Here is a 12,083-nt window from a genome sequence, read left to right as displayed (position 1 = left end):
TTCCCCATGTGAGAGTAGGTCATCGTCAAGATTAAATTCCGAAACCCCTATCTGCGTATGCAGGTAGGGGTTTTGTTTTGTCCGCAGGAAAGTTCTCCTCAAGCTACAACACAAATTTGCACAGTTATTTTCGACTCATGACACTAGAATAGGTCCAACTTTTTTCGGAGCCAGAGCCCTTATGCCAGATCCGGTTGACGCCCCCGGGCTGTCAGAATTACCGCTGGACGACTTGGTGGCCTGCCATGAGTGTGACTTGCTGATGCGCAAGCCTGAGCTTGCCCATGGCGAGAAAGCCCTGTGCCCGCGCTGCGGTTACGAACTCTACGCCCATCGGCACAACGTAGTGCAGCGCAGTCTCGCGTTGGTCATCGCCGCGCTGTTGTTGTACATCCCGGCGAACTTTTTACCCATCATGCAGCTCAATCTACTCGGGCAATCGTCGCAAGACACCGTCTGGACCGGCGTTGTCGGTCTGTTCGATACCGGCATGCAAGGCGTCTCGGTGATTGTGTTCCTGTGCAGCATGGGAATCCCGTTGCTCAAGTTGCTCTGCCAATTGGCCGTGCTATTGAGCATCCGGTTTGATATCGGACGCAGCTACGGTTTGCTGCTCTACCGTATTTATCACCATCTAAGGGACTGGGGGATGCTCGAGGTTTACCTCATGGGCGTACTGGTGGCGATCGTAAAACTGGCAGATATGGCAGCCATTACCGTAGGACTCGGTTTGGCCTGCTTTATCAGTTTGTTGTTGGTCCAGGTCTGGCTGGAGGTCGTGATGTCGCCTCATCAGATCTGGCAGGCTTTGTCAGGAGAGGATGCCCATGCGGGCGATTGATGCAGGCATTCTGATTTGCACCGAATGCCATGAATTGAACAAGCAGGAAGCCGACACCGACGAGCAAACCTGCACCCGTTGCGGTGCGCTGTTGCACGCCCGTCGCCCGAACAGTGTCATGCGGACCTGGGCACTGCTGGTCACCGCAGCGATTCTCTACATTCCGGCCAACGTGCTGCCGATCATGACTGTCAGCTCATTAGGGCAGGGCGATCCCAGCACCATCATGTCGGGCGTTATCCAGCTGGTTCAGCACGGCATGATTCCCATCGCCGCCGTGGTTTTTATCGCCAGTATTCTGGTGCCGACGTTCAAGCTGGTGGGCATCGCGCTGCTGCTGTTTTCAGTACAACGTCGCCAGCCCCTCTCGGCACGCCAACGAATCTGGATGTACCGCTTTATCGAGTTCATCGGCCGCTGGTCGATGCTGGACATCTTCGTGATCGCCATCCTGGTGGCGGTCGTGAATTTCGGACGGCTTGCCAGCGTCGAAGCCAATCTTGGCGCCATCGCTTTCGCCAGTGTGGTGATTTTGACGATGCTTGCCGCAGTTACTTTCGATCCCCGACTGATTTGGGATAACACGGAGTCGGACGACGACCATGACTGATTTGCCTACAGCTAAAACCCGACCGGCTTCGAACTGGTCTGCCATCTGGGTGCTGCCCCTGATCGCCCTGATCATCGGCGGCTGGCTCGGCTGGCGTGCCTATAGCGAAACTGGCATCGAGATACAGGTGCGTTTCGAAAGCGGTGAAGGCATTCAGGCCAACAAGACTGAAGTCGTCTATAAGGGCATGCCAGTCGGCAAGGTGAAAACCCTTAAGCTCGATGACGAAGGCAGTTCCAAAGGTGTGATCGCCACCGTCGAGATGAACAAGGACGTGGAGCAATACCTCAAGACCAGCACCCGTTTCTGGCTGGTCAAACCGAGCGTGACCCTGGCTGGTATCACCGGGCTGGAAACGCTGGTGTCCGGCAACTACGTGGCCATCAGCCCCGGCGAGGGCGAGCCTACCCGCAAGTTCAAGGCCCTGGCTGAAGAGCCCCCGCTGTCAGACTCTCAGCCCGGCCTGCACCTCACCATCAAGGCTGATCGTCTCGGTTCACTGAATCGCGGCAGCCCGGTGTTCTACAAGCAGATCAAGGTCGGCCAGGTCAAAAGCTACTTGCTGTCGGAAGATCAAAGCACAGTCGAGCTCAAAGTGTTCATTGAGCCCACCTACGCCAATCTGGTGCGCAAACACACCCGTTTCTGGAACGCCAGCGGCATCAGCATCGACGCCAACCTGTCTGGTGTAAAAGTGCGCAGCGAATCGCTCGCCAGCATCGTCGCCGGCGGTATCGCCTTCGCCACGCCGGAGAATCGCAAGGACAGCCCGCCCACCGATCCAAGCCTGCCGTTTCGCCTCTACGAGGACTTCGATGCCGCCGCTGCCGGCATTCGGGTCAAGGTCAAACTCAGCGATTTCGAAGGCCTGCAGGCCGGCCGTACTCCGGTCATGTACAAAGGCATCCAGGTCGGCAACCTGAAAGCGCTGAAGGTCGATCCGGACCTGAATGCTGCCACTGCCGAATTGACACTTGATCCACTGGCCGAGGATTACCTGGTCGAAGGCACTCAGTTCTGGGTGGTCAAACCGTCGATTTCCCTTGCGGGCATCACCGGGCTGGAGGCCTTGGTCAAAGGTAACTACATCGCTGTGCGACCGGGCGACAAAGGGGCCGCGCCGCAACGTGAATTTGTGGCCAGACCCAAGGCGCCGCCGTTGGACCTGCGTTCGCCCGGTCTGCACCTGGTGTTGTTCACCGAAAACCTGGGTTCGCTGGAAGTCGGCAGTCCGATTCTCTATAAGCAGGTCAAGGTTGGTTCGGTGCAGAGCTATCAGTTCTCCAAAAAGAAGAAGCAACTGGTGATCGGTGTCCACATCGAGAAGGAATACGAAGGACTGGTCAATGCCTCGACACGCTTCTGGAATGCCAGCGGCATCACGCTCACAGGCGGACTGACCGGTGGAATCCAGGTCAAAAGTGAATCGTTGCAAAGCCTGATGGCCGGAGGCATCGCTTTCGAAACCCCCGAAGCCAAGGCGCCGTTGCAAAAACGCATTCCGCGTTTCCGCCTGTTTGCCAGCCATGAGGAAGCCAACCAGAAAGGCGCCGTGGTTACGATCAAGGTCGATCGCGCCGATGGCTTGCGCAGTGGCACTCCCGTGAGATTCAAAGGCCTGGATGTCGGCAAGATCGAAGATGTCGACCTCAGTGATGACCTGCAATCGGTGATGCTCACCGCACGAATCACCGAAGTGCCGGAGCGCATTGCCCGGGTCGGCAGTCAGTTCTGGGTGGTCAAGCCTGAGTTGGGCCTGATCAAGACCTCCAACCTGGAAACGCTGGTAACTGGCCAATACATCGAAGTGCAGCCGGCAGCGAAGAATCTGGGTCCGCAGAAGAACTTCGTCGCCCTGGCCACTCCACCGGAATCGGCCAAGCAAGAAGCCGGTTTGAGTCTGGTGTTGAGCGCCGCTCGCCGTGGTTCACTGAAAACCGGTGTGCCGGTAACGTACCGCGAGGTCACCGTGGGCAAGGTGACGGGCTATGAATTGGGTCAGACCGCTGACCGTGTGTTGGTGCACATTCTGATCGAGCCGAAATACGCGCCATTGGTGCGCAGCGGCACGCGTTTCTGGAACACCAGCGGTTTCGGGTTCGACTACGGCTTGTTCAAAGGCGCGACGGTCCGTACCGAATCGTTGGAAACGCTGATTCAGGGCGGTATCGCCTTCGCCACACCGGAGGGTGATCGCATGGGCAATCCGGCGCGGCCAGAGCAGACGTTCCCGCTGTTCGACAAGTTTGAAGATGAATGGCTGACCTGGGCGCCGAAGATTTCACTCGGTAAATAGACTATTGGTGTCCCTGCTGCCGCCATCGCGATAAAGCTCGCTCCCACAAGGGATTGGCTGTGGCCACGGAATTTGTGATCGACACCAACCCCCTGTGGGAGCGAGCCTGCTCGCGAAGAGGCCCTCAAGTACACTGAATCACTAAAAAGACATGCTCAAAAAAAAGGCCGCGATCCATTGGATCGCGGCCTTTTTAATGCCTTCGATTAACGCAAATCAAACCGCGTCCAGCTCCGGCTCATCTGCTTCAACGCTGACCACAGCCTTCACCTCATCATGACGACGGATGTACTTCCAGTCCGCCTCATCGATGTAGATCCCGTTCGGCCCGCTGCCACCTTCCAGGTCGATCGCCACACTGGCGCAAACCTGCGGTTTCACACTCGCCAGGATCGGCACAAAGCCCAGTTGCAGGCTGGTTTCCAGCAGCGCAGCCTGGTTCTTCTCGTCGATGTCCGCCGCCTCGTCGAGGTAGTACGGCAGGCGCACGCGACCGGCTTGATCACGGTCCATCAAGTGCAGCAACAAGTACATGTTGGTCAGCGCCTTGATGGTCATCGTGGTGCCGTTGGAGGCCGCGCCGTCGATGTCGGTGTGAATCACCGGCTGGCCGTTGACCTTGGTAATCTCGAACGCCAGTTCGAACAAGTCCTTGAGGCCGAGCTGGTTGTGGTTAGCCGCCACCAGACGGGCCAGGTATTCCTTGGCTTCTTCGTTCTTGTTGTCCTGATCGGCGCTTTGGCTCAGGTCGAAGACCGAAAGGGTTTCGCCTTCCTCGTACTGACCGGCGCTGTGGATGATCTGGTCGATGTGCTTGAGGGCTTCCTTGTTCGGCGCGAGCACGATGCGGAAGCTCTGCAGGTTGGAGACCTGACGTTTGTTGATCTCGCGGTTGAACAGCGCCAGTTGATGCTCAAGGCTGTCGTAGTCGCTGCGGATGTTGCGCAGGGTCCGGGCGATGTCGGTCACCGCCGCACGGCGCGCCTTGCCGAGGGTCAGCGCTTCGTCGGTGCGGTGCGCGTAAGCGTTGATCAGCAGTTGCAGGCGACGCTCCATATCGTCTTCGCTGTCGAACTTGGCCACGCCCTTGAGGCGAACCTGCGCATAAAGCGCCTCGATCTGGCCATCGCTGCGCTGCAAACCCTGCCAGCTGTCCTGATAGTCGTTGAGCAGCGGCAGCAGGTTGTCCATGGAATCATCGATCGGGTCCATGAACGGCGTACCGAACGGCAGGTCTGCGGGCAACAGCTGACGGCGGCGCAGAGCGTCGTCTAGGGTGCGTTGCTTGGCTTCCATGTCGCCGATCTGCCGGCCGACCAGTTGCAGCTTGGCGGACAGTTGCTGGACGCGCTCGGTGAAGGCATCGCTGGAACGCTTCAATTCGTCCTGCGCCGCTTCCATCTGCGCCAGTTGCTCCAGCTTGTCGCCTTCTTCGGCGCTCAGGGTTTGTGCACGGCGGAAATCTTCCAAGGCTTTTTGCGCATCCAGCACTTGCTGGTACAGCGCTTCGGTCTGGGTCTTGCTCGCTGCGCGGTCGGCGACCACGGCAGCCTGGGTTTTCAGTTGCTTGAGTTCTTTCTCCAGGCGGTCTTTCTGATCGCGCAATGCCGCGCGGTCGGCCAGGGCTTGCAGGGCTGGCGGCTCAATATGCGAGATGTCGATGGCCAGGCCTGGTACTTCGAAACGCTCGCCTTTGAAACCGTCGAGGATCAGCTCCAGGGATTTGACCCACTGACCGTCCTCATCCAGCGTAATGCCATGCTCACCCAGCGGCAGGCTGAACAGCGCGCTGTTGAACAGACGCATCAAACGCTCAACGTCCTGCTGCGAGAACTCTTCGCGCAGACGGGCGTAGCTGTTGTTGTCGGCGTGATCGAGTTGCTGTTTCACCGATTTCAGGCGTTTTTCCAGGTCCCGCAGACGTTCTTCGAGGTCTTCGGCAGAGAACTGCCGCGACTGGGCCAGCGCACCGGCCAGTTCATCGTGCGCGTCCTTGGCCGCGAGCAGTTGCTGCTCCAGCACTTTGACGTCATCGACCAACGCGAAGCGATTCTTCAACGCCGAGAGTTCGCCGAGCCAACGCTGGATGCCGGTTATTTCCCGCTCCAGGCGCATCAACTCCTGAGTGCCGCCACGCTGATCGTTTTGCAGCGCGTCCTGCTCGTTGCGGTAGTGCTCGGCCTGAATCGTCAGCTCTTCCTTGCGCGCACTGGCGTAATCCGACCAAGTGCCGAGCAGCGAGTCGAGCAACGGCGAGATCCGGTGCAACTTGCCGCGCAGAATATTGCGCTGGGTCACGCCAGCGGCAAGGGCTTCAACCAACGGGCCGGCGGTGACCAGCGAGTTGTAGTCCTGCTCCATGCGGCGTACATCGCGGAACGCTTCTTCGCACGCGGCGATGTAATCGACACTACCGGAACGCAGACTGTGTTCAAACGCATCGAGGAACAGCTGCTTGAGCTTGGCCGCGGTGATTTCGCGCATGTGCAGCAGGTTGATGAACAGTGCGCGGAACGTCTTCAGGCTCTGCTCGCTGGTAGAACGCAGCGGGATCAGGGTCAGGTCCAGCGGGATTGAGGTGTGACCGCCGACCAGCAAGCGACGCAGCTCATCCGGCTTGAGTTCATAGGCTTTCAAGCCCTCACGCTCAAGGTTGGTGAACAGCTCTTTCTGGCGCAGGCAGGTGTCGTTCTTCTGGTAATGCGCCAGGTCCAGTTTGCCGGCGTAGGCAAAGAACTGGTGACCGAAACCACCGCCCGGGCCGCGCCCGACCACGCCGATTACGTGCGGGCCGTGGGGCAGCGAGACTTCGACCAGGATGTAACTGGTGTCCGAGGCGAAGTAGAAACGACGGGATTGTTCCAGGCTGTACTTGCCGAAACTCATGTCCGACATGCGCGCCAGAATCGGAAACTGCAACGCGTTGATCGAGGCGGATTTACCGAGGTTGTTCGCGCCGTAGACCGACAACGGTTCTTCCAGCGGAAACAGGCCGAGGCTGTAACCGGCGGTGTTCAAAAGGGCAAAGCGGCGAATGCCGTAGCGTTCCTTGCTCATGCGTCGGTCTCCTGTTCTTCTGCAATGGCGCGGGCCATGGCGTCTTCTTCGCTTTCTTCTTCGAAGTCACTCAGATCGAGCGGATCATCGGTTTGCAGCAGTTTTTCGTCGCTGTCGTCATCGATCAGCACCGGAACCGGCAGCGGTAAGACGCTGTGCAGGCTGGCCGCCAGATCGCGGTCTTGTTGAACCGACAGGCAAACATCGAGGAAACGATGCATCGGCGGCAGGAAGCGGTAGATGCCGTTTTCTTCGCCGGCAAAACCGAGCTGGGTCATGCGGCGCATGATTTTTTCTTCGAGTTCTTCCACGGTCTGCACTTCGGCCTGGATGAACAGGTCGCGGTATTTTTCCAGCAAGGACGGCAATTCATCGCGGCCGAGGCTGCCACCGTCGAGCACGGCGACCGGGTCACGGCCCTGATCCGCCAAGTGCTCGACGAGGATGAAGGTGAACAACGCCAGACGTTGCGCAGTCTTGTTCACCGCTGCCGCCGCAAGGTCCGGCACGAAGTAATAGAAACCACGGGTGTCGCAGACCAACTCATAGCCCAGCGCCCTGAACAGCGTGCGGTACTGGTCCTGGAAGTTCGACAGTTGCGCGTACAGCTCCGGGTCGCGGCGGCTGACGTGGTAGCCCTTGAACAGCTCGCGAAAGATCGGCGCCAGTTGGGACAGTTCGGATAGATCAAGATGCATGTGGGGTGCTCGCAGAATCCTCGGCGGCGGTGTCGCGGGCCGAGAGCAGGGCGAAGGAGCGCAGGCTGACCTGGTGCTCGTGAGTGTGGTAATCGCGGCGTTCCAGACGCTCGCGTGTGAAGCGTTTTTCCCGCGACAGGCGCGAGAACCAGTAAAGCAATTCGTCGGTGGCGCCGTCGGGCTCCTGCTCCAGCAGCCAGGTCATCAGGTCCGGCATCGGCAGGGCGTCTTCGCAGCGTTCGAGCATTTCCCGAACCGTGCGTGGCGCGCGTGGCGCTTCGCCTTTCTGCGTTTTGTGGGCCTTGGGGAAGCGCGCCGGTTTCGGCTCGAATCGGGCCAGCGCATAAACGTAGGCTTCGACCTGACTGGCGCTGCCGAGGAAGGTGCTTTGCGGGCGGGTGAACATCGGCATCGCCGCTTGCGGCACCGCATCGATGCCTTTGCGACGAATGGCTGACAAGGCCAGCGCAGCGCCACGGGTCACGGCGTTGTGTCGACGGGCTTCTTCACGCAGCGGCAGCAGCAATTCGCGGGCGTGGCGCAGGGTCAGTTGGGCGCTGGTCTGCATTTCGAGAATGCGCGCGTGAGTACGCAGCAGCATGTCGTCGTCGACCAGGTGACCGAGGCGCTGTTGTTCGGTGAGCATGCGCAGCAGGACGTTCTCGACCTTGCGCACGCCTTGCTCGAAGGCACCGTCGGCGTTCACCAACTGAATCATCGGCTCGACGTATTCGTCCCAGGTCGCCAGTACTTCGGCGTAACGCTGACGCAGCGGGATCTGCCGGTCGCTGGTCTTGGCACGTTCGGCGACGGCCACCAGGGCCTGTTCGTCGTTGGCCAACTTCTTCAACACGTCGCGTACGCGCATGTCGAGCAGACGCAATTGACGCGCCAGGTCGTGGCCATCGCGAATGTCGAAAGCGTCCTGGATATAACCGGCCAGACGTTCGAGGTGACGCAGATAGGCTTCGATCTCCAGGCACAGGCCCAGACGGTGCTCACGGCGCAGGTAAGCGAGGAAGTCGTGGATCTGCGCATTGAGCTCGAAACGGTTCGGGCTTTTTGCCACGGGAACCAGAATGTCGAGGCGGATCCACACGTCCAGCAGGCTGGTGATGTCCTGCGGCGTACTGTCGAGTTGCTGGGCGGCCAACTGTGAACGCAGTTCGTTGAGGCTCAATGTGCCTTGGTCGAAGTGCTCGCACAGTGGCTCCAGAAGTGCCCAGTGTTCAGCGAGGGCGCGCAAGACGCGCTTGGGTTCGATCATCGGAATGGCCGGCTGGTTGGCGATTAAAAGCCGCGATTGTACTGCATCGGGACCGATGCGATTCACTCTCGGGACGGGCTGTAGCTGTTTCTAAGGGAAAGAGTATCGATCAAGCGCGGGCGATCTTGAGCGAAGGGCGGTAGAATCAGCGCACTTTAGTTATCCACAAGTGGCCGACCTTTGCTAATCGAGTCCCGTCGCCGCGCCTATTTGACTGCCATGCAGGTGGTCAACTGGCTGCCGCGCACTGAATTGCCCTTTGCCGCGCCATCGCGTCCCGAGCTGATGGAGATGCCGGAGCCGTTGGTCGTCGCGCCGGTGGTGCCTGCCTCCGCGCCAGCACCTGCCGCTGCCGCTGCGCCGGTGATGGCACCGACGGAGCGCGTCAAGATCGAGGTGCCGCGGCCATCGCTGGCCAGCACCCGCACGAACGCCAAGGTCGAAGAAGAAGTCGCGCCGGTCGTCGCCAAGTCTGTGCCAGTGCCGCCACCGCGTTTTTCCCTGCAATTGCTGCGCGCTGGTCGGTGCCTGCTGTTGGTCGAGTTACCCACAGGCGAAACGTTCCAGACCCGCGATCCGGCCTATCTGCTGCTCAAAGACATGCTGCGCGCCGCCGGTCTGCCGGACAGCCCGCAAATCATCGGCGAGCCGGTGCGCTGGCCGCTGTTGGCCCGGGGCACCATGGATCAGGGACCGGAAGCCGCTCGGGACTTCGTGCAAGGTTTTCTCTCGGCCCGGCTGGAAGACGCTCCGTGCGTTTGCGTGTGGCTGATCGGCCTGCCAGCGGTGCGTTTTGCCGGTGAGGCGAACGCCGAATCCTTCAACCGTGAACTCCAGGTCGAAGGCCTGGGCTCGGTCTGGGCCCTGCCGGGCCTGGAATTATTAATGGAAGAGCCACAGCGTAAGGCTGATGTCTGGCAAGCCATGCGTCGGCTGATGGCGCGCTGGAAAGAATCAAATGAGTGACGCTGTATCGTTCCGCCCGATGACCGAGGCGGACCTGGACGCTGTACTGAAAATCGAATACGCGGCGTACAGCCATCCCTGGACCCGCGGGATTTTTCTGGATGGGCTGGGCAAGTACCAGATCTGGCTGATGTTCGAAGGGCAGCAACAGGTCGGTCACGGCGTGGTGCAGATCATTCTGGATGAAGCGCATCTGCTCAACATCACCGTCAAGCCCGAGAATCAGGGCCGTGGGCTGGGTTTGACGCTGCTGGAGCATTTGATGTCCCGGGCGTATGACGCCAAGGCGCGGGAATGTTTTCTGGAAGTGCGCGACAGCAACCGTGGCGCGTTCAAGTTGTATGAGCGTTATGGGTTTAACGAGATTGGGCGGCGGCGGGATTACTACCCGGCGGTGGGTGGGCGGGAAGATGCCGTGGTCATGGCCTGTACTTTGGTCGACTGAGCCTTTTTGAAGCTTCGCGGGCAAGCCTCGCTCCTACAGGACTGGTGTCGTACCCACTAATCCCGTAGGAGCGAGGCTTGCCCGCGAAGGCGTGCTGACTGACTTCTACGATCAACGATTACCGTCCATCGGATCCCGCCGCGCCATCTCCGCCTCATCCAGCCCATTGCCCCCGCCAATATCGTCTTCATCGACAATACTCAAATCCCAATCCGCCTGATTGCCCTCACCGGCCTCATGGGCATCCCGCGCACCGTCTTCACGGATCAACGTTTCCGGGCTCATGTCATCATCTGTAGACTCATGGTCATCGGTCGAGGCCCCCGTCATGCCCGCTTCACGCACACGTTCCCGAGGCATCAGCCGTTCGCGCTCGTTTTCCGGCAGTTCGTCGCCTATTTTCGCGCTGGGTTCTTCCTCGTCGAAATCCAGTTCATGCATCGAACCCATGCGGTCTTCGTTGTCGTCGATGGGCTCGGGCTGCACCGCATCGTACGGACGTCGTGAATCAGTCATGGCAATTCCTCATACTGTGGGCCTTACTAGGGTGGACCCGCTGAACTCCTGAGAATTCCACCTGGCATTACTTGCATCAAGCGCGTGACCCCGACGGGCGGTTGTCTGTCAAACCAGCGCATCATTCTTGAGGCTTTACAGCATGAACGAATTACAAGATCTGATTGATAACAACGAACGCTGGGCCGAAGCGATCAAACAGGAAGATCCGGACTTCTTCTCCAAGCTGGCTCGCCAACAGACGCCGGAATACTTGTGGATTGGCTGTTCCGACGCCCGGGTGCCTGCCAACGAGATCGTCGGCATGCTGCCCGGCGACCTGTTCGTCCACCGCAACGTGGCCAACGTGGTGCTGCACACTGACCTCAACTGCCTGTCGGTGATTCAGTACGCAGTCGACGTGCTCAAGGTCAAACACATCCTCGTCACGGGCCACTACGGGTGCGGCGGTGTGCGCGCTTCGATGCAGGATCGCCAGCTGGGCCTGATCGACGGCTGGCTGCGCTCGATCCGTGATCTCTATTACGAGAAGCGTGAAGAACTGGCCGGGTTGCCGACCGAAGAAGAGCGCGTCGACCGTCTCTGCGAGCTCAACGTGATCCAGCAAGTGGCCAACGTCGGCCATACCAGCATTGTGCAAAACGCCTGGCATCGCGGGCAGAACCTGTCGATCCATGGTTGCATCTACGGCATCAAGGATGGCCGCTGGAAAAGCCTGAACACGACCATCAGCGGTTTTGAGCAATTGCCGCCGCAGTACCGACTGCGTCCGGTCGAAACGCTGTAAAACGGTTCAACAGAGACTGCGCCGACGCCAGTGGTGGAAATACAACTGGCCGTCGGCGTTCGGCTGTTCATCGTAGCCGCAGATCCAGCCTCGACACTCCGGGGACCCGCACTGACAGGCGAACTGGCGCAGCAGTTTGTCTTCGGTCGTGGCGTAATCCATCGTCAAGTTGTCGCCTTTATTAATATCCGTCAGTGCCCACAACCACATTTCGCTCATGTCGAGAAAGACATTGGGGTCGCAGGAGTGCCTCAGCAGCCCGCTGAAGTGTGGGTCGTAGACGTGGATACCAGGCGCCAGTTGCCGGGTATGTCGATGGCGATAAGGCACGAGATGCCCCGACACGCGGCAGATTCGGCTGATCTGTGGGAATTCGCGCAGGGCTACGATGGCCGCGGCCAACCCACTCGCGTTGTAGATAATCTCGAAATCGACCCGGGAAGGAAATCCAAGGCCTGGCGGTAGCTCCGGGAATGGATAGAATCCATCGGGAGCTTGCGCCAGGGGCCCGTGCAGGGAATTAGGTTTCATAACGATCCTTGTCGGCAGCGCGTTGCGACTTCCCAACTGACGTCCTGTCAGCCCTGCAACACAGGGGGT

At 59.5% G+C, this 12,083-nt stretch carries 11 protein-coding genes; 6 read left to right on the top strand and 5 right to left on the bottom strand.

The window, feature by feature from the left end:
* Positions 1-181: 181 nt before the first annotated feature.
* The 3 genes from FBY01_RS26395 to FBY01_RS26385 are packed head-to-tail and all read left to right on the top strand — an operon-like array spanning position 182 to position 3,747.
* Positions 182-841, top strand: coding sequence for a paraquat-inducible protein A (locus FBY01_RS26395; RefSeq protein WP_077749035.1), 660 nt, complete (start codon positions 182-184; stop codon positions 839-841).
* The gene (locus FBY01_RS26390) at positions 828-1,451 is read left to right on the top strand and encodes a paraquat-inducible protein A (protein WP_145310050.1); all 624 of its coding nucleotides are present in this window, start codon (positions 828-830) and stop codon (positions 1,449-1,451) included. The genes FBY01_RS26395 and FBY01_RS26390 overlap by 14 nt, the downstream gene beginning before the upstream one ends.
* Entirely contained in the window at positions 1,444-3,747 is a 2,304-nt protein-coding gene (locus FBY01_RS26385) for an intermembrane transport protein PqiB (protein WP_010458354.1), read from the top strand. The genes FBY01_RS26390 and FBY01_RS26385 overlap by 8 nt, the downstream gene beginning before the upstream one ends.
* A gap of 216 nt (positions 3,748-3,963) precedes the next feature.
* Here the strand turns inward: FBY01_RS26385 and mksF are convergent, their stop codons facing one another.
* Genes mksF through mksB form a run of 3 tightly spaced genes read right to left on the bottom strand, consistent with a single transcriptional unit; the run spans position 3,964 to position 8,769 of the window.
* Positions 3,964-6,804, bottom strand: coding sequence for an Mks condensin complex protein MksF (gene mksF, locus FBY01_RS26380; RefSeq protein ID WP_010458353.1), 2,841 nt, complete (start codon positions 6,802-6,804; stop codon positions 3,964-3,966).
* Positions 6,801-7,502, bottom strand: a complete 702-nt coding sequence (mksE, locus tag FBY01_RS26375) for an Mks condensin complex protein MksE (protein ID WP_077749032.1) — start codon at positions 7,500-7,502, stop codon at positions 6,801-6,803. Before mksE ends, mksF begins: the two co-directional genes overlap by 4 nt.
* On the bottom strand, positions 7,492-8,769 hold the full coding sequence (mksB, locus tag FBY01_RS26370) for an Mks condensin complex protein MksB (RefSeq protein WP_010458351.1): 1,278 nt from the start codon (positions 8,767-8,769) through the stop codon (positions 7,492-7,494). Before mksB ends, mksE begins: the two co-directional genes overlap by 11 nt.
* 219 nt (positions 8,770-8,988) lie before the next feature.
* Here mksB and FBY01_RS26365 point away from each other — a divergent pair, with 219 nt between their 5' ends.
* On the top strand, positions 8,989-9,735 hold the full coding sequence (locus FBY01_RS26365) for an energy transducer TonB (protein ID WP_145310110.1): 747 nt from the start codon (positions 8,989-8,991) through the stop codon (positions 9,733-9,735).
* On the top strand, positions 9,728-10,180 hold the full coding sequence (gene rimI / locus FBY01_RS26360; RefSeq protein WP_008145534.1) for a ribosomal protein S18-alanine N-acetyltransferase: 453 nt from the start codon (positions 9,728-9,730) through the stop codon (positions 10,178-10,180). The genes FBY01_RS26365 and rimI overlap by 8 nt, the downstream gene beginning before the upstream one ends.
* A 111-nt stretch (positions 10,181-10,291) precedes the next feature.
* Here the strand turns inward: rimI and FBY01_RS26355 are convergent, their stop codons facing one another.
* Positions 10,292-10,696 carry a serine kinase/phosphatase gene (locus FBY01_RS26355; protein WP_145310052.1) on the bottom strand — a complete coding sequence of 135 codons (405 nt, stop codon included), beginning with the start codon at positions 10,694-10,696 and terminating at the stop codon, positions 10,292-10,294.
* A 142-nt stretch (positions 10,697-10,838) separates the two neighbouring features.
* On the opposite strand from FBY01_RS26355, the gene can reads away from it, so the two are divergent.
* Positions 10,839-11,483, top strand: coding sequence for a carbonate dehydratase (gene can / locus FBY01_RS26350; protein WP_010458342.1), 645 nt, complete (start codon positions 10,839-10,841; stop codon positions 11,481-11,483).
* 6 nt (positions 11,484-11,489) lie between these two features.
* Here the strand turns inward: can and FBY01_RS26345 are convergent, their stop codons facing one another.
* The gene (locus tag FBY01_RS26345) at positions 11,490-12,014 is read right to left on the bottom strand and encodes an SET domain-containing protein-lysine N-methyltransferase (RefSeq protein ID WP_145310054.1); all 525 of its coding nucleotides are present in this window, start codon (positions 12,012-12,014) and stop codon (positions 11,490-11,492) included.
* Between the last annotated feature and the right edge of the window lie 69 nt (positions 12,015-12,083).

Origin of the sequence: Pseudomonas sp. SJZ077, from assembly GCF_007993905.1 — a bacterium.
Classification (GTDB): domain Bacteria; phylum Pseudomonadota; class Gammaproteobacteria; order Pseudomonadales; family Pseudomonadaceae; genus Aquipseudomonas; species Aquipseudomonas mandelii.
Note: the sequence above shows the minus strand (reverse complement) of the source record. Positions and strands in the feature narration are given on the sequence as shown.